This window comes from Flavobacterium reichenbachii (genome assembly GCF_002217435.1).
Taxonomy (GTDB): Bacteria; Bacteroidota; Bacteroidia; order Flavobacteriales; family Flavobacteriaceae; genus Flavobacterium; species Flavobacterium reichenbachii.
Genome location: NZ_MUHF01000016.1, coordinates 1 through 20,663 on the forward strand (window position 1 = coordinate 1; position 20,663 = coordinate 20,663).

Annotated in this window: 18 protein-coding genes; 13 read left to right on the top strand and 5 right to left on the bottom strand. The window is 32.3% G+C overall.

Features of this window, described 5'->3' with window-relative positions:
• Nucleotides 1-780 precede the first annotated feature (780 nt).
• The 4 genes from B0A68_RS12690 (at nucleotide 781) to B0A68_RS12705 (ending at nucleotide 2,359) form a co-directional block, all read left to right on the top strand.
• Complete coding sequence (locus tag B0A68_RS12690; RefSeq protein WP_035687126.1) at nucleotides 781-1,260, top strand: hypothetical protein; 480 nt, start codon at nucleotides 781-783, stop codon at nucleotides 1,258-1,260.
• Nucleotides 1,261-1,348: 88 nt separating this feature from the next.
• Nucleotides 1,349-1,675: a YtxH domain-containing protein gene (locus tag B0A68_RS12695; RefSeq protein ID WP_035687129.1), complete on the top strand. Its 327-nt coding sequence runs from the start codon at nucleotides 1,349-1,351 to the stop codon at nucleotides 1,673-1,675.
• A gap of 75 nt (nucleotides 1,676-1,750) precedes the next feature.
• The gene (locus B0A68_RS12700) at nucleotides 1,751-2,101 is read left to right on the top strand and encodes a hypothetical protein (protein ID WP_035687132.1); all 351 of its coding nucleotides are present in this window, start codon (nucleotides 1,751-1,753) and stop codon (nucleotides 2,099-2,101) included.
• A gap of 3 nt (nucleotides 2,102-2,104) precedes the next feature.
• On the top strand, nucleotides 2,105-2,359 hold the full coding sequence (locus B0A68_RS12705; RefSeq protein WP_035687135.1) for a DUF6327 family protein: 255 nt from the start codon (nucleotides 2,105-2,107) through the stop codon (nucleotides 2,357-2,359).
• An 18-nt stretch (nucleotides 2,360-2,377) separates the two neighbouring features.
• Here B0A68_RS12705 and B0A68_RS12710 read toward each other — a convergent pair whose 3' ends face one another.
• Together B0A68_RS12710 and gltX are read right to left on the bottom strand one after the other, a co-directional pair.
• The gene (locus B0A68_RS12710) at nucleotides 2,378-3,361 is read right to left on the bottom strand and encodes an SPFH domain-containing protein (protein ID WP_035687138.1); all 984 of its coding nucleotides are present in this window, start codon (nucleotides 3,359-3,361) and stop codon (nucleotides 2,378-2,380) included.
• A gap of 138 nt (nucleotides 3,362-3,499) precedes the next feature.
• Complete coding sequence (gene gltX / locus B0A68_RS12715; protein ID WP_035687141.1) at nucleotides 3,500-4,993, bottom strand: glutamate--tRNA ligase; 1,494 nt, start codon at nucleotides 4,991-4,993, stop codon at nucleotides 3,500-3,502.
• Nucleotides 4,994-5,157: 164 nt separating this feature from the next.
• On the opposite strand from gltX, the gene B0A68_RS12720 reads away from it, so the two are divergent.
• The 8 genes from B0A68_RS12720 to B0A68_RS12755 all read left to right on the top strand — a co-directional run bounded on the left by B0A68_RS12720 (nucleotide 5,158) and on the right by B0A68_RS12755 (nucleotide 16,890).
• Nucleotides 5,158-8,553: a coiled-coil domain-containing protein gene (locus B0A68_RS12720; protein ID WP_035687144.1), complete on the top strand. Its 3,396-nt coding sequence runs from the start codon at nucleotides 5,158-5,160 to the stop codon at nucleotides 8,551-8,553.
• Entirely contained in the window at nucleotides 8,550-8,969 is a 420-nt protein-coding gene (ybeY, locus tag B0A68_RS12725) for an rRNA maturation RNase YbeY (RefSeq protein ID WP_035687147.1), read from the top strand. Before B0A68_RS12720 ends, ybeY begins: the two co-directional genes overlap by 4 nt.
• A 472-nt stretch (nucleotides 8,970-9,441) precedes the next feature.
• On the top strand, nucleotides 9,442-11,313 hold the full coding sequence (mnmG, locus tag B0A68_RS12730) for a tRNA uridine-5-carboxymethylaminomethyl(34) synthesis enzyme MnmG (protein WP_035687150.1): 1,872 nt from the start codon (nucleotides 9,442-9,444) through the stop codon (nucleotides 11,311-11,313).
• Nucleotides 11,314-11,468: 155 nt separating this feature from the next.
• Nucleotides 11,469-11,942: a hypothetical protein gene (locus B0A68_RS12735; RefSeq protein WP_035687152.1), complete on the top strand. Its 474-nt coding sequence runs from the start codon at nucleotides 11,469-11,471 to the stop codon at nucleotides 11,940-11,942.
• 77 nt (nucleotides 11,943-12,019) lie between these two features.
• Nucleotides 12,020-12,868 carry a class I SAM-dependent methyltransferase gene (locus tag B0A68_RS12740; RefSeq protein ID WP_035687156.1) on the top strand — a complete coding sequence of 283 codons (849 nt, stop codon included), beginning with the start codon at nucleotides 12,020-12,022 and terminating at the stop codon, nucleotides 12,866-12,868.
• Between the two features lie 246 nt (nucleotides 12,869-13,114).
• Complete coding sequence (locus B0A68_RS12745) at nucleotides 13,115-13,693, top strand: OmpH family outer membrane protein (protein ID WP_035687158.1); 579 nt, start codon at nucleotides 13,115-13,117, stop codon at nucleotides 13,691-13,693.
• A gap of 98 nt (nucleotides 13,694-13,791) precedes the next feature.
• On the top strand, nucleotides 13,792-16,071 hold the full coding sequence (locus B0A68_RS12750; protein WP_035687161.1) for a helix-turn-helix domain-containing protein: 2,280 nt from the start codon (nucleotides 13,792-13,794) through the stop codon (nucleotides 16,069-16,071).
• A gap of 57 nt (nucleotides 16,072-16,128) precedes the next feature.
• On the top strand, nucleotides 16,129-16,890 hold the full coding sequence (locus B0A68_RS12755) for a hypothetical protein (protein ID WP_035687164.1): 762 nt from the start codon (nucleotides 16,129-16,131) through the stop codon (nucleotides 16,888-16,890).
• A gap of 76 nt (nucleotides 16,891-16,966) precedes the next feature.
• On the opposite strand, the gene B0A68_RS12760 is transcribed toward B0A68_RS12755, so the two are convergent.
• Both B0A68_RS12760 and B0A68_RS12765 read right to left on the bottom strand, forming a co-directional pair.
• On the bottom strand, nucleotides 16,967-17,437 hold the full coding sequence (locus B0A68_RS12760; RefSeq protein WP_035687167.1) for a hypothetical protein: 471 nt from the start codon (nucleotides 17,435-17,437) through the stop codon (nucleotides 16,967-16,969).
• A 362-nt stretch (nucleotides 17,438-17,799) separates the two neighbouring features.
• Nucleotides 17,800-18,771 (bottom strand): HU domain-containing protein, encoded by a 972-nt coding sequence (locus B0A68_RS12765; RefSeq protein WP_035687169.1) that lies wholly within the window; start codon nucleotides 18,769-18,771, stop codon nucleotides 17,800-17,802.
• 238 nt (nucleotides 18,772-19,009) lie between these two features.
• Between B0A68_RS12765 and dprA the strand changes: the two genes are divergently transcribed.
• Nucleotides 19,010-20,110 (top strand): DNA-processing protein DprA, encoded by a 1,101-nt coding sequence (dprA, locus tag B0A68_RS12770; RefSeq protein WP_035687172.1) that lies wholly within the window; start codon nucleotides 19,010-19,012, stop codon nucleotides 20,108-20,110.
• Between the two features lie 87 nt (nucleotides 20,111-20,197).
• Here the strand turns inward: dprA and B0A68_RS12775 are convergent, their stop codons facing one another.
• Nucleotides 20,198-20,605 (bottom strand): hypothetical protein, encoded by a 408-nt coding sequence (locus B0A68_RS12775; RefSeq protein ID WP_035687175.1) that lies wholly within the window; start codon nucleotides 20,603-20,605, stop codon nucleotides 20,198-20,200.
• Nucleotides 20,606-20,663: the final 58 nt, after the last annotated feature.

Below are 20,663 nucleotides of genomic sequence, written 5' to 3' on the forward strand. Positions count from 1 at the left end.
ATCAATTATTTTACTTCTTTTATATGATCTATCATCTTTTAGAAAATCATTAAAAATAAGCTTTAATTTAAAGTTTAGTCCTCGTTTTACTTCACTTTAGGGCTTATTAACATTGAATTGTTTATAACCTTAAAAAGTCTTTTAAAAATCTGAAATCTAATGTTGCTTTAATATAAAATTTAAGTTTTACACCTAAATTTGAGTATCAGTATAAATATCAACATGAAGTATTGAAAATAACTTTTCTATTGTTTTTAATTATTATATATAAAAACTATTCTAATTTTTATATTAATAAAATTTTTATATTAAAAATGACTTGCATAAAGTTATTTTAAGACTTGTTTTTAATTCGGTCGATACAATATTCGTTTTTTGAATAATTGTTTAAATATGACCTTTATTTTAGTTTTTACTGTTATTTTTGTTAGTTTAACGGGTTATTAACATACAATTGTTTATAAAGTTGGTATTTTTATAGCATACCAAAAATCAGTTATGATTTTATAAAAATTAAAATTTCCGTGCAGATTCTAAATTGGTTTTCTAAAATTTAATTGATTATGATTTTAATTTTAGATTTTCCTTAATTGAATTCTCGAGAAGACAAATTTATGTTCCAATTTTTATTATGAAATAACTTTGATAATATTTCGCGTAAAAGGTATTTTTCAAATTGTTTCGTAATTGTGAAATTCCATAGCATTCGTTTTAGGTAAATTAAGTTTTTATATTTCTTTCTGTAAGAGTATATTTTTTAAAAACTTAAATTTAATTATCATGAGAGTATTATATTTTACGCTAGCATTCTTATTTGCAAATATTGCAATTTCACAAACACATCAAATTACAAAACACAGCGGTGAACAGCTTGATGTTAATTTCATTAAACATGAAAAAGATTTAATTCATTATTCTGTAAACGGAAATTCTGAAGAAATCAAAATCAGCAAACACGCAGTTTCACATTTAACGAATAAGCAGACCAAACAAACTCAAAAAATTTCAGATAAAGTAATAGTTAATTCAAAAGACGATTATAAAATGGTAACTGTTTTACCTCAGGAAAAGACAATTGGCTTAAAACAGGCTGCTAATTTTTCTGGAGTCTCGACAAGGACAAAAGGTGAACCGCCAATTGCAAACCAAAATCAAACTGCGATGAGAATTAAAACACAATCTGCATCAAATGGTTATCCTTTTGTGAGTATAGTAGAAAAGGCTGATGGAAAATATGAAGCTGTTGCTTATGTGTATTGATCTTTTTTAAAATGCAAAAAATACAGATATTCAACTATTTGTAGTTTTAAAAAAGAGTACCTTTAGTAATCAATTAAAATATTATATTATGTCTAAGAATTTAAATACAGTAGCAGCAATATTAGCGGCTGCGGCAGCAGGAGCAGCGATCGGAATTTTATTTGCTCCGGACAAAGGCTCTAAAACTAGAGCTAAATTGAAAGAAGGAATTGATGACGCAAAACATAATCTTAAAGATTCTTTTGATGCAAGTTCTGAAGTACTACGTGAAAAATTTACCAGTGCAACTCAAAATCTTGACGGAACTTTAGATGATTTATTATCAAATGTAAGTCATAAAACAGAAGAAGTAATCACTTTTTTAGAATCTAAATTGGCTGATTTGAAAGCACAAAACGCTAAACTTCAAAAATAATACTTGTACAAAAAGCACATAACTTTCTTATTTTTATAAGACAGTTTTGTGCTTTTTTATTTTAAAAAATAAATTATGGCGTTTGAAGAGTTAAAAGAAAATACTGAAAAAATTCAGGAACAAACTAAGGTTTACATTGACAGCCATTTAGCGTACTATAAATTATGGGGCTTTAAAGTTGCAATGAAATCAACAACTTTAATTTTTAAGTTTACCCTTATATTATTGTGTTTTAGTATGGTTTTGCTTTTTGGATCTTTTGCGGCAGCATATGCTTTCGGATCTTTATTTGGGAGTACTGCTTTGGGATTTTTAGCAGTAGGAGGGATCTATCTTTTGTTTACAATACTGCTTTTCTTTATAAAAGATAAGTTTGTGGAAGGTCCGATTTTAGAAAAATTTTCAGAAATCTTTTTTAATGATTAATTTATGGGACCAAAGAAATACTCATCGTATGCAGAGATCGAAAGAGATCTTGAAATTTTAAAATTAGAAAAAGATATTAATTATCAGAAATTAGTTTTAAGTTTTCAGAAAACTAAAGAAAGCATAACACCACAAAATATAGCCGGAGGAATAATTTCTTCTTATAGAGATTATTTGTCAAAATCATATCCAAAAATCATACAGGGTATTATACCGCTTATAATCAATTGGTTTATAAATAAAAAAAGAGGCAGTTAAGCCTCTTTTTTTTTATTATTATTGTTGTGTTTCTGGTTGAATATCATCTTCGTAACCAGATTGACGCTGAATTGGTTTTGGTTTTTCAACTTTTTTATTGGTTTTTTTCATCATTTCACCGACTTGATTTGAAGCCGTAAATGAAGCAACCATATTATTCAGCATGTCGCTTCCTGCTTGCGGCGAATTTGGAAGTAAAATTAAATTAGAATTTGCATCAGCTCCAATTGCCTGCAGTGTATCATAATGCTGTGTCACAACAATTAGGGCAGAAGCTTCCTGAGAATTGATTCCCACATTATTCAATACTTCAACACTTTCTACTAATCCTCTTGCAATTTCGCGACGTTGATCTGCAATACCTTGACCTTGTAAACGTTTACTTTCAGCTTCAGCTTTTGCTTTTGCCACAATTCTGATTCTTGAACTTTCTGCTTCAAATTCTGCTGCAGTTTTTTCTCTATCAGCAGCATTAATTCTGTTCATGGCATTTTTTACCTGGATATCCGGATCAATATCGGTAACCAAAGTATTGATAATGTCATATCCATAAGTAGTCATGGCTTCATTCAATTCTCTTTTTACTGCAATTGCAATATCATCTTTTCTCTCAAAAACATCATCCAGTTTTAGTTTAGGAACTTCGGCACGAACTACATCAAATACATAAGCTGTAATCTGATCGTGCGGATATTCTAATTTGTAAAATGCGTCGTAGACTTTATCCTGAATTACTTTAAACTGAACCGAAACTTTCATTTTAATAAAAACGTTGTCTTTGGTTTTAGTTTCGATGATAACATCTAATTGTTGGATTTTAAGATTGACACGTCCGGCCAAGCGATCCACGATTGGAATTTTTAATTGTAATCCAGAATTTCTGACACTGTGAAATTTTCCAAATCTTTCTATTACAACAGAACTTTGTTGTTTTACGGTAAAGAAAGAGGACATGAAAATAAAGAATGCCAGTACTAGAATGATAATAATTGCTGTACTCATGATAATATAGATTTAGTTTTTATGATCTGGTAAATTACGAATATTCTGCTAATTTCAATTTTTTTAAACATAAAAAAAACGCTAACAACATTTTAGTAATGTTTATTAGCGTTTGATTTAAAATTTAAAATATTTTATTTATAAAGTTGCTATCGCTTTCTGAATTCTCGATATAGTTTCTTCTTTTCCGATGATTTCTACAATGTCAAATAGGTGAGGACCTTTGAGTGCTCCAACTAAACTCAAGCGGAAAGGCTGCATTACTTTACCCATTCCAATTTCGTTTTTGGTTAACCAATCTTTGACAACTGCTTCAATATTTGCCGAATCAAAACCATCAATATATTCCAGAGTCGAAATCAATTCCTGCATTAAAGCTGGAGTTTCTTCCTTCCAGTTTTTGCTTGCTTTTTCATCATAAGAAGTTGGTGCCTGGAAAAAGAAATCTGTTAAATCCCAAATATCAGTTGTTAGAACCAAACGTTCTTTAACTAATGACATTATTTTTTCAATTGTATTTTTACTAATTTGAATCCCTTTTGATTGTAAAACCGGTTCAAATAAATCTGCTAAAAATGAATCATTTTTATTAGACAGATAGTAATGATTTACAGATTTTGCTTTTTCAATATCAAATCTTGCGCCAGCTTTATGTACTCTGCTTAGATCAAAAACCTGGCTAAGTTCTTCTAATGAAAAATGTTCTTTTTCGGTTCCGTCATTCCAACCAATCATAGCAAGGAAATTTACTAAAGATTCTGGTAAATGACCTTCTTCTCTAAATCCTTTTAAGCCATTCCATTCTAATGGGAAAACAGGAAATCCGCCAATTTCTCCATCACGTTTTGATAATTTTCCTTTTCCGCTAGGTTTTAAAATCAATGGTAAATGTGCAAATTCCGGAGCATCCCAGCCAAAAGCTCTATATAATAAAACGTGAAGAGGCATAGAAGGAAGCCATTCTTCACCACGAATTACGTGTGAAGTTTCCATCAAATGGTCATCAACAATATTCGCCAAATGATAAGTTGGCATTCCGTCACTTTTAAAAAGGACTTTATCATCAAGTAAGCTAGTTTCAAATTTTACATCACCGCGAATAATATCTTTTAAATGTAAAGTTTCATCAACCGGAGTTTTAAAACGAATTACATAATGTTCTCCATTTGCAATTCTTTTAGCAGTTTCTTCAGCAGAAATTACCAAAGAGGTATCCAATATTTCACGATTTGTATGATTGTATATAAATGTTTTTCCTTGTGCTTCTTGTTCATTTCGTAATGAAGTTAGAGTTTCTGGAGTATCAAAAGCAAAATATGCCCAGCCAGAATTGATCAATTGATCTGCATAAATTTTATATAAATCTTTACGCTCGCTTTGTCTGTAAGGACCAAATTTTTCATTCTTTCCAACAGTTTCATCAGGAGAAATTCCTAACCATTCTAATGCTTCCATTATATAAGCTTCTGCTCCGGGAACAAAACGCGTCTGATCTGTATCTTCAATTCTCAGATAAAAAACACCATTATGTTTTTTTGCAAATAAATAATTAAATAGGGCAGTACGAACACCACCAATATGTAATGCTCCTGTTGGACTTGGTGCGAAACGCACACGAACTTGCTTTGACATTTGTTTAAAATTTTGATGTAAAGATACAACTCTAATTAGAAAATTAGAAAATGAGTTTAATGAGATAATATCTTGTTCACAGCCTTAATTGGCTAATTTTCTAATTGACTATTATCTAATTAAAATTATTACTTTTAGGGGTTATAATTAAAAGAGATTTTATTTTGAAAACATCATCTGCAATATATCAGAAATTAGAAGGATTTATAAAGAAATATTATACCAATGAATTAATAAAAGGAACACTTCTTTTTATTGGTTTCGGACTTTTATATTTTCTGTTTACACTTTTTATTGAGTATTTCCTTTGGTTAAAACCATTAGGAAGAACAGTTCTATTCTGGATGTTTATTGCAGTAGAAGTTTTTCTGTTGTTTCGATTTATATTATTTCCAATTTTTAAGTTATTCAAACTTCAAAAAGGAATCGATTATAATCAGGCATCGGCAATTATTGGAAATCATTTTACAGAGGTAAGTGATAAACTAACGAACTTTCTACAACTTTCGGCTTCTGAGAATGCAGCAGAAAGTTCTGAATTGATGTTAGCTTCAATAGAACAAAAAGCAAATTCATTACAGCCAATTCCATTTAGCAATGCTGTCAATTTTAAGTCAAACAAAAAGTATCTGCCATTGGCTTTGATTCCTGTTTTGCTTTTTGCGGTGTTTTTTGTTTCAGGAAATAGCAATATTATTTCTCAAAGTTTAAATAGAGTAGTACATTTTAATGCTTCTTTTTTGCCTCCGGCTCCTTTCAAATTTGTAGTTCTTAATCAAAATCTGCAAACAGAACAGAATAAAGATTTTGTTGTAAAAATGGAATCTGTTGGAAACATCGTTCCCGAAAATGTAATGATTCATATTGGTAATGAAAGTTATTTTATGGAATCTTCTCAACCGGGTAAGTTCGAATTTAAGATTGAAAAACCTGTTGAGAATGTCTCCTTTTCTTTTGAAGGAAATTCAGTTTCATCTCAGGAATATGAATTGAAAGTAATCACAGTTCCCTCCATTGCCAATTTCGAAATGGTTTTGAATTTCCCATCTTACTTAAAAAAGAAATCAGAAACTATTCAGGGAACTGGAAATGCAATTGTTCCAGAAGGTACTTTGGTAACTTGGAAAATGAATACTCAGGCAACTCAGGAGATCGTTTGGAAGGATGAAAATTCAACTTTTAGATTTAATAAAGCCGAAAATGAGTTTAAATTGAGTAAAAATATAGGTCAAAACACAGAATATCAAATTCTTACTTCTAATAATAAGGTCAAAAACTACGAAAAACTAGATTATCAGTTGTCTGTTATCAAAGATCAGCATCCAACAATTACTGTTGCGCCTGCACCAGACAGTTTGAAACTAGATAAAAATTATGTTTTAGGAAGATTGGGAGATGACTATGGTTTGTCAAAATTGCAGATTGTTTATTACGAACGTAACAAACCTCAGTCGGCAAAACGTGGAACTATTCCGGTGAAGCAATCTGTTTTTGATCAATTCGTTTTTTCTTTTCCAAGTAATTTGGCTGTAGAAGAAGGAGTGTCTTACGAATATTATTTTGAGGTTTTTGATAACGATGCACCGCACGGATTTAAAAGTACAAAGTCTTCTACGTTTTCAGATCGAGTTTCTACAACAGATGAAGTTCATGATTTAGAATTGCAACAGCAAAATCAAAACATTAATAGTTTGTCAAAATCGCTGAAGAATCAAACTAAGCAATTTTCTGAAATGGATAAGATTCAAAACACAGGAAAAGAAAAAGATAATTTGGAGTTTAAAGATCAGCAAAAGATCAATGAGTTTATCAAACGTCAGAAACAACAAGACGAACAGATGAAACAGTTTGCAGAGAAAATGAATAAGAATTTAGATAAATTCAAAGAAGACAAGAAAGACAAAACTGCCGAAGATTTACAAAAGCGTTTAGATAATGCAGATAAAGATTTAGAGAAGAATCAGAAATTATTAGATGAATTGAAGAATCTAAATGATAAATTAAACAGCGAAGAACTGTATGATAAAATGGAAAAGTTTAAGCAAATCAGTAAAAACCAATCCAGAAATTTAGAACAATTAGTCGAGCTGACCAAACGATTTTATGTAGAAAAGAAAGCAGGACAAGTTGCAGAGAAACTAGATAAACTTGCAGAGAAGCAAGAACAGCTTTCTAATAAAGACAAAGAAAACACTTCAGAAAAACAAGAAGAGATTAATAAAGCTTTTGAGAAGATACAAGAAGATTTAAAAGATTTGAAAGAAGAAAACAAAACCTTAAAATCTCCGCTTGATATTCCTTCTGATGCATCTAAAGAAAAAGATGTTAAAGATGATTTGCAAAAAGCATCTGAAGAACTGAATAAAAAGAATACTTCTTCGGCTAAGCCAAAACAGAAAAGTGCCTCTAAGAAAATGAAGAGTATGGCACAGCAAATGGATTCTAGTATGGAAGGAGGAGAGCAGGAACAATTAGAAGAAGATGTTGCAATGCTTCGTCAGATTCTGGATAATCTTCTGGCGTATTCATTATCTCAGGAAGATGTTATGAAACAATTTAAATCTATGAAACTGGGTTCTTCTATATATACGAAGAATATAAAAGTACAGCAAAACCTGAAACAACAATTCAAACATGTCGATGATAGTTTGTTTGCTTTATCATTACGTAATCCTAAAGTAGCCGAAGATGTAACCAAGGAAATTGGAAATGTACAATACAATGTAGACAAAGCCATCGAATCGTTGACAGAAGTTCAGGTTCCAAAAGGAGTATCTCACCAGCAATATGCAGTTTCTTCTGCAAATAAATTGGCTGATTTTTTAAGTGATTTATTAAATAACATGCAGATGTCTATGTCTAAACCGGGAGCAGGAAAACCAAAACCGGGAGATGGACAAGGAATGCAGCTTCCAGATATTATTCAAAAACAAAAAGGACTTGCTGATAAAATGAAAGAAGGAATGAAGCCTGGAGATAAACCGGGAAACAATCCTGGAGAAAAACCTGGACAAGGACAAGAAGGAAAATCTGGTCAGGGAGAAAGTCAGGGCAAACAAGGACAAGGAAAAAGTGGTGATAAAGGTTCTTCTGGTAAAGATGGTAAAAACGGAAAAGGAGAGAAAGACGGTAAAGACGGAGAAGATGGAGAAGGAGATGCCGAAGCAATAATGGAAATTTACAAAGAGCAGGTTAAACTTCGCGAAGCCTTGCAAAAAGAGTTAGCTAAAAAAGGTTTAGATTCTCAAGGAAGATCTGTAATAGATCAAATGAAACAATCTGAAAAGCAACTTTTGAATAAAGGATTTAAGAATGAGAACTTACAAAGAATCTTAAATATTCAGCAAGAATTATTAAAATTAAATAATGCAGTGCAACAACAAGGGCAAGATACCAAGCGTCAATCTGAAACAAATAAGGCTGAATTTTCAAATAAGTCAAATGTGTTGCCAAGCTCATTATTGGATTATTTAAACAGTGTAGAGATTTTAAATAGACAATCACTACCTTTGCGCTCAAATTTTAACCAAATGGTTCAAGAATATTTTAATACAAAATGATCAATTTTAATTACGAAACAGATTTTAATTTAGATAACGAACAAGCCTTTTCTGATTGGTTGAGTGCTGTAATTGTTTCTGAAAAGAAAAACGAAGGAGAGATAAATTATATATTTTGTGATGATGAGTATCTTCATAAAATTAATGTAGAATATCTGGATCACGATACATTAACAGATATTATTAGTTTTGATTATTCTGTTGGTAATGAATTAAACGGAGATATTTTTGTTTCTGTTGAAAGAGTAGAAGATAACGCGAAAGATTTTAATGTTTCTTTTGAAGAAGAATTAAAACGTGTTCTTGCTCATGGTATATTACATTACTGCGGATATAAAGATAAAACAGATACAGACGCTGAAATTATGCGATCTAAAGAAGACGAAAAGATCGCGATGTTTCACGTGGAACAGTAGGTTGTTTGTTTGAGGTTTCAGGTTTTAGGTTCAAAGTTTTAAGTTTCAAGTTTCAGGCACGCACATAAATTATAAAGTTGTTCCACGTGAAACACTCTCTAAAAAAGACATTGTAAATCAAAAGTGTTTCACGTGGAACATATAAATTGATTTAAAGTTAATTGGAGTTTCGGATATGTTTCACGTGGAACACGTAAATTTAAACATGAAATTCAGATTTGTTGTTTGTATAATGTTTCACGTGAAACATTATGTAATACGTTTAAGATTTGAGAAAAAGTGTCGAGTGTTCCACCTGGAACTTTTAAGTTTGTTTTTGAAATCTGAAATCTGAAACTTGAGACTTGAAACAAAGAAAACCCGAAACAAAGAAAACCTGAAACAAAACAAAACCGTTCCACGTGGAACAAAAAGAGTATAAAGTTAATTCTGAGAACCGCCTTAATCGGTTTCCAGAGAATAATAAAACAAAATGTTTTTAGAAGAATACGATGTTATTGTAGTTGGTGCAGGTCATGCAGGATCCGAAGCCGCGGCAGCGGCCGCAAATCTAGGATCCAAAACTTTATTGGTTACAATGAGTTTGCAGAACATTGCCCAGATGTCTTGCAATCCTGCGATGGGTGGAATTGCAAAAGGACAAATCGTTCGTGAGATTGATGCGCTTGGAGGTTACTCCGGAATTGTTTCAGACAGAACAGCAATTCAATTCAAGATGTTGAACAAATCAAAAGGACCCGCAATGTGGTCGCCAAGAGTTCAAAGTGATCGAATGCGATTTGCCGAAGAGTGGAGAATGATGTTGGAGGGAACTCCAAATCTTGATTTCTACCAAGAGATGGTAAAAGGTTTGATTATTGAGAAAGGAAAGATAAAAGGAATCAGAACTTCTCTGGGAGTTGAGATTCGTTCGAAATCTGTAGTGTTGACAAACGGAACTTTTCTGAATGGATTGATCCATATTGGAGATAAACAATTTGGTGGAGGAAGAGCAGGCGAGAGCGCTGCTTTTGGAATTACCGAAGATTTGGTTGCAGTAGGTTTTGAGTCTGGAAGAATGAAAACAGGAACGCCTCCAAGAGTAGATGGTCGTTCTTTGGATTATTCTAAAATGAATGAAGAAAAAGGAGACGCAAAGCCAGATAAGTTTTCTTATTCAGATTTGACAGTTCCATTGACAGAACAAAGATCTTGTCACATGACGTATACGTCGTTGGATGTTCATGATATTTTGAGATCAGGATTTGATCGTTCTCCAATGTTTAACGGAAGAATCAAAAGTATCGGTCCGAGATATTGTCCTTCGATAGAAGATAAAATAAATCGTTTTGCAGATAAAGAAAGACATCAATTATTTGTGGAGCCAGAAGGATGGAAAACTTGCGAGGTTTATGTAAACGGATTTTCGACTTCGCTTCCAGAAGATATTCAATTTAAAGCGCTTCGTTCTGTTGCAGGTTTTGAGAAGGTGAAATTCCTTCGTCCTGGTTATGCAATCGAATATGATTATTTTCCGCCGACACAATTGAAACATACTTTGGAAACCAAATTGGTTGAAGGATTATATTTTGCCGGACAGATAAACGGAACGACCGGATATGAAGAAGCTGCATCGCAAGGTTTGATGGCGGGAATAAATGCACATTTGAAAGTGCATGAAAAAGCGCCATTAATTTTGAAACGTGATGAAGCTTATATTGGAGTTTTGATTGATGACTTAATTACGAAAGGAACAGAAGAACCTTATCGTATGTTTACATCAAGAGCAGAGTATAGAACATTGTTGCGTCAAGATAATGCTGATTTTAGATTAACACCAATGTCTCACGAAATTGGTCTTGCTTCTGAGAAACGTTTGCGAAGAATGGAACAGAAACTAAACGAGTCCGAAAAGATGGTTGCCTTCTTTAAAGAAACCAGTGTTTCGGTTGCAGAAACAAATCCGATTCTTGAAGCAAAAGAAACGGCTCCGATTACGCAAGGTGATAAAATGTTTAAAGTGTTCTCTCGTCCTCAGATTGATTTAGAAGATATGATGAAATTCGAAAAAGTAAAAGCTTATGTCGAAGAGAATAATTTGGATCAGGAAATTTTAGAGCAGGCAGAAATTCAAGTTAAATATTCTGGCTATATCGAAAAGGAAAGAAATAATGCCGATAAATTGACAAGACTCGAGGAAGTAAAAATCCCCGAGAATTTTGATTATAATAAAATCAAATCAATGTCTATTGAAGCAAAACAAAAGTTAAGTAAAATTCGTCCAGTAACAATTTCTCAGGCATCAAGAATTAGCGGAGTTTCACCTAGTGATATTTCCGTGCTTTTGATTTATATGGGGAGGTAAATTTTGTTTCACGTTTCACGTTTTAAGTTTTAAGTTTTCGTAACGTGAAACCTGAAACCTGAAACCTGAAACAAATAAAAAATGTTCCACGTGAAACTATTCGTCTTGTTTTCTAAGTTAGGTTGAGTTATTACAAGATTCTAAAATTTTGAATTATGAAGATTATTGAAAAGGAAAACTTATCTGTCGAAGAAAAAGAAGCTTTGCGTGAACTTTGGAATGATGAATATCCTTTGAGATTGAATTGTAAAACTACCGCTGATTTTGAATTCTATTTAAACAGTCTTTCCAATACAAAACATTATTTACTGTTTAACGATGCAGATAAAATTAACGGATGGGCCTTTACTTTTTTGAGAGATCAAGAAAATTGGTTTGCCATAATTTTAGATCACAAAACGCAAGGAAAAGGAAACGGCTCTCTTTTGATTAACGAATTAAAAAAGAATAATAATAGTTTGAATGGTTGGGTGATCGATCAGGAAAATGAAGTAAAACAGAATAAAGAATTTTATATATCTCCGATGCCGTTTTATATTAAAAACGATTTTACTGTTTTAAAAGAAGTAAGAATTGAAAACGAAAAAATGTCGGGTGTAAAAATAAACTGGACAAACGAAATCAAATAAATAAAAAATTCTAAAATTCTAATTTTAAACTTTTAGGATTTACTATAAAATTAAACCAAAATACCTTTAATTAAAAAATGGACGTTTTAAACAAAAAACATTTTCTTACCGTAAAAGACCATTCTGTTTCAAAAGAAATTTTTGAATTGTACTATGATGAAAATCTGGATATGCTGATTACCTCTCCGCAGCCAGATTTAGAAAATCTTGGAAGATATTATGAAAGCGAAGATTATATTTCGCACACAGATAACAAACGTTCCTTATTTGAAAAAGCATATCATTTTGTAAAAAATATTGCGCTTAAAAATAAACTGAATTTAATTAACGCGCAGCAATCTCAAAAAGGAAAAATTTTAGACATTGGTGCCGGAACCGGAGATTTTTTATTAACTGCAAAAAATGACGGCTGGCAAACGGTTGGAGTAGAACCAAGCGAAAGAGCAAAAGAAATTGCAAAGAAAAAAGGAATTTCATTTGTAGAAGAAATCAGCGAGCTCGAAAATAATACTTTTGATGTAATTACAATGTGGCACGTTTTGGAACACGTCCCAAATTTAGAATTACAAATTCAGGAATTAAAGCGATTGCTAAAGCCAACTGGAACATTAATTGTTGCGGTTCCAAATTTTAAATCTTACGACGCAAAATATTATAATGAATTTTGGGCAGCTTATGATGTGCCAATTCATTTTTGGCATTTTTCAAAAAAAGCCATTCAGTCCCTTTTTGAAAAAGTAGAAATGAAATTAGAAAAAGTGCTTCCGATGAAATTTGATTCTTTTTATGTGAGCTTATTATCGGAAAAATATAAAACGGGAAAAATGAATTACATCTCCGCATTTTTAGTGGGATTACGATCAAACTTAAAAGCAAAGCGTACGTTAGAGTATTCATCGCACATTTATGTCTTAAAAAACAAGTAAAACGCAATTTAAGCGTATTTAAGCCAATATTTCACCCTGATTGAGGAGAAATATTGGCTTTTTTTTGAAATCGTCTCTAAAACGAGCTATTAAAGCCGGTTTTAATAGGGTTTAATTATGATAGTTTTTTATACCATAAGTAAAAGTAATATCATAAAATTAGCCCATTTTTTAAAGTTTATGTTGATGCTATTTATTTTTTTATATTTTTGTCTTCAATACATTAAAAAAATAGAAATTTAAAAAATGAAAAAAGCATTAGTAATTATCGCGCTTTCAATTTTGGTTGTTTCATGCAATAAAACAGCAGAAGTTAAGGAAGTAAAAACAGCTTACGTTGATACTTCAGTTTTAATGAAAGAGTACACTGAAGCAAAAGATCTTGAGGCAAAATATAAAGCTCAGGCAGAAGAAAAAGGAAGACAGCTACAAGCAGAAATTACTCGTTTTAGACAAGACGCTGCTAATTTTCAAAGTCAAGCACAAGCAAATGGCCAAGCTTGGGCACAGCAAAGAGGAGCTGAATTGCAAAAAAGAGAACAACAATTGGGTTATGCTCAACAACAATTATCGCAGCAATTGCAACAAGAAAGCGGTGTAGAAATGGACTCACTTGTAAGCGGAGTTAAAAAATTCATCAAAACTTACGGTAAAGAAAAAGGTTATTCTTATATCTACGGTACAGGAGACGCAGCTTCTATTTTGTATGCAGAAGAGAAGTATGATATTACAAAAGAAGTTATTAAGGCATTAAATGATAAGTATAAAGCAACTCCAAAAACTGAGGCTGCTAAGCCAGAAGTAAAAGCAGAAGCTAAGAAATAATACCAAACTAACTAACTAAAAGAAAAAACCTAAATCTAATGCAGATTTAGGTTTTTTCTTTTATAAAAATGCGATACTTTTAGAATTCAATTTACGCAATGCAAAACGTTTCAGAAGCAGCAGCTTACACTTTACAATTTATCAATCAGACGCAGAAGTCAATCTTTTTAACGGGTAAGGCCGGAACAGGAAAAACTACGCTTTTACGCGAAATTATCGCTACAACACACAAAAACACGGTCGTGGTAGCACCAACCGGAATTGCGGCGCTAAATGCCGGCGGTGTTACTATTCATTCGATGTTTCAACTGCCTTTTTCTGCTTTTATTCCGTCTTACGAGGCCAATTCTCAATTTACAGAAACCGTAAAATTTGAGAATAAAGAAACATTACGCAGGCATTTCAAAATGAATAATGTAAAGCGTAATGTGATCAAAAACATGGAGTTGCTGATTATTGATGAAGTTAGTATGCTGCGAGCAGATCTGCTGGATGCAATAGACTTTATGATGCAGACCGTTCGCAGAAATTCCTATGCTTTTGGTGGTGTTCAGGTGCTTTTTATCGGCGATTTACTGCAGTTGCCGCCTGTTATTCGGGACGAAGAATGGCGTACTTTGCGAAATTATTACAAAGGAAAATTCTTTTTTCACTCGCATGTAATGCAGCAAAATCCGCCGTTATATATCGAATTGTCTAAGATTTACCGCCAAACTGATGATGATTTTATTTCTGTTTTGAATAATCTGCGAAACAATCAGATTTCACAGCAGGATGTGCAGTTTTTAAACCAATATGTACAACCCGATTTTGATCTCAAATCTAATGAAGGTTACATTACATTAACCACTCACAATGCCAAAGCAGATGCTATTAACGAGCAGTCTATAAACGATTTAGCTGGAAACGAATACACTTATCTACCCTTTATTGTAAGCGATTTTCCGGAGAAAATTTTTCCTGTAGAGGAAAACTTAAAACTCAAAATAGGGGCACAGGTAATGTTTATAAAAAACGATTTATCTTTTGAAAAGCGCTATTTTAATGGTAAAATGGGGATTATTAAGTCACTTTCACCAGAAGAAATTTTTGTTCATTTTCCGGAAGAAAATAAAACCATAGAAGTTGAAAAATACGAATGGAAAAACATTCGTTACAAAGTAAATGAGCTTACAAAAGAGATAGAAGAAGAGGTTTTAGGCACATTTGCACATTATCCGATCAAGTTGGCCTGGGCAATAACGGTCCATAAAAGTCAGGGTTTAACTTTTGATAAAGCCGCGCTTGATGTATCGCAGGTTTTTCTTCCCGGACAAGCATATGTAGCATTGTCGCGTTTACGTTCCTTAAAAGGGCTTATTTTGCTTTCTCCGATGCAGATGAATGGTATTTCTAACGATCAGGATGTAATGGATTATGCTTTGAATAAAGCAACAGATGATATTCTTGAAAAATCACTGCATTTTGAAACTAAAAATTTTATTCATAACTACTTGATTAACAGTTTTAATTGGACCGATTTGGCGCAAGAATGGCGAAATCACCGTTTTAGTTATAATGAAAATGCTGCCTCCTCAGAAAAATCAAAACATTCGGTTTGGGCACACAAACGTTTAGATACAATAGAACAGCTTATAGATCCTTCGCAGAAATTCATCAATCAGCTTAATAAAATTTTTAATAAAGAAACAGTCGACTTATTCTTTGTTCAGGAAAGGGTAGAAGCGGCTTATGACTATTTCTTTAAGCCAATGGACAAATTGGTGACCGATCTTCTTCAGAAAATGGCTGAAATTCAGAAATTTAAAAAAGTAAAAGAATTTTATGAAGAATTAGCTTTTTTGGATGATCTGCAGACAAATGCTGTTTTGCGTTTAATGAAAGCCAAATTATTAATCGAAATTGTTGTGGCCGGTGAACCCATAAGCAAAGACAAGCTGACGTCGCCTGCTATTAAAAATTTCAAATTAAATAAGCTGGAAAAAATCCGAGAAGAATACAAAATGACCAATACCGACATTTTTAAAGCAGATGAACCGGTGGTGCGTTATACTTCTAAAAAATTGGACAAAAGTGAGCCCAAAACGGCTAAGAAAACAACGGTAGAAGAAACATACGATTTGTGGGTAGAAAAAAATTCAATTCAGGATATAGCCCGAATTCGAAAGCTAACCGCACAAACTATTGAAATGCATTTAGTTAAATTAATACAATCTAAGAAAATAGAAATTTCTGATGTTCTTCCGTATGATAAAATATTAGCATTGAGAGAAGCGTTTCAGTTTTATCAGGAAGAATCACTAAATGGCCTGAAAGAAAAACATGGCGACGAATTTACCTGGGATGAACTTAAAATGTTTAAAGCGAGCATAAATTAATTATCTTTAATATTCGTTGTTCCACGTAAAACATTGATTAATATCAAATTATTTAAGATGAAATTAAAACTCGTATATCTGGTTCTATCTGTTTTTTCAATTCAAATTGTCTGCAGCCAGGAATTAAAAAAAGAATATCAAAAAGGAATTATCTATTTTATTGACTGTGTAAAAAACAATAAAAAAGAAGCGGTTGCCGCAGTGGTTAAATATCCGTTTAAAAGAGATTATCCAATTCCGCCCATTAACAACAAAGCAGAATTTGTAAAAAGATATGATGAAGTTTTTGATACTGCATTGAAAACCAAAATTATAAAATCAAATCCGGCAACAGATTGGTCTCAAGTCGGCTGGCGTGGGATTATGCTTGATCGCGGTGACATTTGGATAGACGAAAACGGACGATTGATAAGTATAACGCATCAGTCAAAATTTGAAGAAGATCTTAAAAAGAAGCTGATCTCAAAAGATAAAAAAACTCTTCATCCTTCACTAGCTGTTTTTAAAGAACCGAATTATATACTGCTGACTTCTAAATTTAAGATCAGAATTGATGACTTGGGGAATGATAAATACAGATATGCATCATGGTCGCCAAAACAAAAAATGAGCGAAAAACCGGATTTGGTTATTACCAACGGAAAATTTTTTGCTGATGGAACTGGCGGAAACCATTATTATGATTTTAAAAAAGGAAACTATTTATACAGATGTTATATCATAGTTTTGGGACAAAGTGATTCTCCAGATGCGACTTTGGAGGTTTCTCAAAACGGAAAAGAAATTGTTTCACAAGCCGCCAAAATTATTGTAGAATAATTATTTGAAATAAAAAAATCCTATTCATGTGAATAGGATTTTAAATTACAATTCTTTTTTAAACTTTGATAATTAATTACTTGGATTGTAATAGTTTATCAAGATCTTTCTGTTGCTGAGTCAGCTTGGTTTGAAGTTTCAGGATATCGATTTCTTGTTCTTTCAATTTAATTTCATTTTTTTGAAGCTTTTCTTCAGAGACTGCACGAGTGTTTATTTCGTTTTTCAGTTTCTGATTTTGATCCTGTTTTTTAGCTATGTCTTTCTTGGTTTTTTCAACGTTATTTTGTGCTTTTTCAATTGAAGATTTTCTTTTCTCTACTTTTTTCTGCTCTTCCTTCAGCTGCTTTTGCTGCTGTTCTATTTTTTTATTGCTGTTTTTTAAATCTCTTTGCTCTTTTTCTAATCTTTGCTGTTCGATTAAAGAATTATCTTTTCTAATTGCAATTTCCTGACTATCATTGTTTAATGATATTTGCTGAGCATAGAATACCTGTGATGAAATTAAAAGGCCAATCAATAATACTAATTTTTGTGTGCGTTTCATGGTAATAAATATTTTTTTGTTTTTGAAACAACAGCAAATATCATTCCGTTCCGTAGTATAAATATTACAATATTATTATCCTTAACTTTTAGGCTTAAATCTTATTTGTAAAATGAGTTTCATTACAGCCTAAAGCTTCATTTTTAAAGCTTTTAAGAGAAGCAAACATAAATAAGCTATTTCGGGTCATTTCACGTTCAAAAATCTTTTAAAATTGACTTTATTAAACGCATTTGAAAATTAATAAATTTTAACAGCGTTTTTACTATAAATCAATGCATCTAATTTTTTTTGAAGAAATAAAAAAATCCTTTTCTCAAAAAGATGAAAAAAGGATTAAGTGTATTTTGAAAAGATAATTTTTATAAAGCTTCAACCAAAATCCAGGCATCTGGATTTTCGCCTTTCTGAATTTCTTTTTGCGCTTTTTCAGCTTCAGCCATTGTCGCATAACTTCCGTATAAAACTGGGAATAAACCGTGTTTGTTTTCGCCAAGCATGCGTGCCTGATAACCATCTTTAATTAATTGATCGTATGCTTTTTTTGCATTTTGCTGGCTTCTAAATGCTCCGGCCATAATGTGATAAGGCATAGTTTTGATTACCGCAGTTTCTTCTACCTTTGATGAATCTACAGAAAGTGTTACAGCAGGCAGAGGATTCTGAATCATAAATGTTGCTTCCTGAATTTTGTTCTGAACTTTTTTCTGTACCGAACTTTCTACAACAAGTGTTTGAGAATCAATCTGATTTTGATATAAAGGATAACCAATACTTCCTGTAATTCCAAGACCTAAAACAAAAATAGCTGCATATCTCAACAATGAACCCGATGATTTTACTTCTTCATCATCTTCATATAGATTTACAGTTTGCTTCTCTGAAATTTTCTCGATTTTTTTCTCAAAAACTTCTTTCTTAACCAAAGGCGATACAAACGGACTTAATCCGAATGATGTTGTCAAGAAATTAGTATTATCAGTTGGTGTAAAAATGATATTTCCTTCAGCATTAAGGCGTAAGTCCCCTATGTTTTTAAGGCTGATGGTGTCATTTTGTTCCAAATTCTGCTTCCAGCTTAAAACTTCATGCGAAATGGCACTTACAGCAAATCCATAAGATGTGCTTTCTGCCTGAGCGATATGATTGGCTAATAAACCATCGTTATTTTTTAAATGGCTGTTGAATGAGATCGTTTTTTTAGGTGGAAAAAACGAATTTGTACTTTCATTCAGATGTGCTGAATGAATTTCGGTTAAAAAAGCTCCGAACCCAGGCACCGTTACACACTGATAACGATACAATAACTGTGAGATGTAATTTTCGATTTTCATAGGAACAAAGTTAGCGAACCAATATAGTTATCAAAATTTTATTCACAATTTTTATTAACAATTAGGATTATTTTATAGACAATTAAAAACCAATAAGTTAAATATTTTGTTGTTCCATGATATAACGTTCTTCGGCTATTATTTTTTAATATTATTAAGAAATTACTTTATTTTATGGATATTTGCGCTTTGAAAAATTTAATTTTAGTTTTTCTATTTTACATAATATTATTAAGAAATGACAGATCAGGAATTATTTTACTTGTTAGCGCTGCTAAAAGTAGATGGAGTCGGGGATATTATGGCTAAAAAACTGCTTACACACTTTGGCAGTGCCGAAGAAATTTTTAAAGCCAAAAAAAATCAAATTTCTTCTATCGATGGAGTAGGAACTGTTCTTCTAAAAAACTTGAACGATAAATCTATTTTTGAAAAAGCAGCTAAAGAGCTTGAATTCATTAAATCGGATTCAGTCAACGTATCTTTTTTTCAGGATGAAAGTTATCCGGAACGTCTTAAACACTGTATCGATTCTCCGGTTTTAATCTTTACATCCGGTAATATTGATCTAAAAAACAAGAAAATAATAAGTATCGTAGGCACACGCCAGATTACATCATATGGTACTGAATTTTGTAAAAAACTTATTGAAGATATTGCCCCTCTCGATCCTGTAATTGTAAGTGGTTTTGCGTACGGCGTTGATATTGTGGCCCACCAGATTGCGATGGATAATAACCTGCAGACTATTGGGGTTCTCGCGCACGGTTTAAATCAAATTTATCCCAAAACGCATAAAAAATATATGGCCGGAATGGAAAAAAACGGCGGTTTTATTACAGAGTTTTGGAGTTCATCAAACCCTGATAAAGAAAAATTTGTACGCAGAAATAGAATTGTTGCAGGAATGACAGAAGCCACAATTGTAATAGAATCGGCCGACAAAGGAGGTTCTTTAATCACAGCAAATATGGCAAACGAATACAACCGCGATGTTTTTGCAGTTCCCGGCCGCGTAACCGATCGCTACAGCCAAGGTTGTAATAATCTGATAAAGACCCAAAAAGCAAATGTTTTAACAGATGCCGCAGATCTTATTTATATGCTGAATTGGGACATTGAAAATAAAACTAAAACGATTCAAAAACAGCTTTTTATAGATTTAGAAATTGATGAGCAGAAAGTATATGATTTCCTTTTGAAAAACGGAAAAGAATTGCTGGACATTATTGCACTCCGATGCGATTTTCCAATTTATAAAATGTCCGGTGTTCTTTTAAACATGGAACTTAAAGGCGTAATTCGGCCTTTGCCCGGCAAATTGTTTGAAGCAATTTAAAATAAAATCCCGGCAGTTTATCTAATCTGTCGGGATTGTAATAGTGCTCTTTTACTCAATGACTTGGCAAGCTTTGGCGTTTTAGTATTATTCATTTTGCTCATAATTCCAAAAAGCTTCAGCTGCACCTGTACCATCAAGCAGACTAAAAGCAGCATAAGATATGTCGCTAAGCCAGTCATCGATTTGTGAAGTCTGTTTTTGACTAATTAAATGATTACTCTGCAGCATACCTTCAGGATGAATTGCCCACATTTTACCTAAATGACAAATTCCCCAAACACACGCAATTATTCTTCGATCAATCAATTCTTTTTCAAATTCTGGAGCCAGTACTTTTAAGGCTTGCATAATCAAATGATAGTTTTTTTCATTCAAAGTACCTTTAAAAGGTCGTAACTGTCCTAGAAAACCACTTTCCCATCTCTCACTTTCTATATTTTCATGATTCCCACTCTGGTACATTAATTCTTCAATTGCATCTTCTTTTGTCATGATTCTATAGATTTATTTACGCATAGCTTAAAACAAAAAAGCTATAAAATTAATTATA

Coding starts and splice junctions, on each gene's coding strand:
- B0A68_RS12700 (WP_035687132.1), top strand. CDS start 1,751: ATGGCGTTTGAAGAGTTAAAAGAAAATACTGAAAAAATTCAGGAACAA.
- B0A68_RS12750 (WP_035687161.1), top strand. CDS start 13,792: ATGCAAAACGTTTCAGAAGCAGCAGCTTACACTTTACAATTTATCAAT.
- mnmG (WP_035687150.1), top strand. CDS start 9,442: ATGTTTTTAGAAGAATACGATGTTATTGTAGTTGGTGCAGGTCATGCA.
- B0A68_RS12775 (WP_035687175.1), bottom strand. CDS start 20,605: ATGACAAAAGAAGATGCAATTGAAGAATTAATGTACCAGAGTGGGAAT.
- B0A68_RS12765 (WP_035687169.1), bottom strand. CDS start 18,771: ATGAAAATCGAAAATTACATCTCACAGTTATTGTATCGTTATCAGTGT.
- ybeY (WP_035687147.1), top strand. CDS start 8,550: ATGATCAATTTTAATTACGAAACAGATTTTAATTTAGATAACGAACAA.
- B0A68_RS12690 (WP_035687126.1), top strand. CDS start 781: ATGAGAGTATTATATTTTACGCTAGCATTCTTATTTGCAAATATTGCA.
- B0A68_RS12760 (WP_035687167.1), bottom strand. CDS start 17,437: ATGAAACGCACACAAAAATTAGTATTATTGATTGGCCTTTTAATTTCA.
- B0A68_RS12705 (WP_035687135.1), top strand. CDS start 2,105: ATGGGACCAAAGAAATACTCATCGTATGCAGAGATCGAAAGAGATCTT.
- B0A68_RS12735 (WP_035687152.1), top strand. CDS start 11,469: ATGAAGATTATTGAAAAGGAAAACTTATCTGTCGAAGAAAAAGAAGCT.
- B0A68_RS12755 (WP_035687164.1), top strand. CDS start 16,129: ATGAAATTAAAACTCGTATATCTGGTTCTATCTGTTTTTTCAATTCAA.
- dprA (WP_035687172.1), top strand. CDS start 19,010: ATGACAGATCAGGAATTATTTTACTTGTTAGCGCTGCTAAAAGTAGAT.
- B0A68_RS12745 (WP_035687158.1), top strand. CDS start 13,115: ATGAAAAAAGCATTAGTAATTATCGCGCTTTCAATTTTGGTTGTTTCA.
- B0A68_RS12710 (WP_035687138.1), bottom strand. CDS start 3,361: ATGAGTACAGCAATTATTATCATTCTAGTACTGGCATTCTTTATTTTC.
- gltX (WP_035687141.1), bottom strand. CDS start 4,993: ATGTCAAAGCAAGTTCGTGTGCGTTTCGCACCAAGTCCAACAGGAGCA.
- B0A68_RS12740 (WP_035687156.1), top strand. CDS start 12,020: ATGGACGTTTTAAACAAAAAACATTTTCTTACCGTAAAAGACCATTCT.
- B0A68_RS12695 (WP_035687129.1), top strand. CDS start 1,349: ATGTCTAAGAATTTAAATACAGTAGCAGCAATATTAGCGGCTGCGGCA.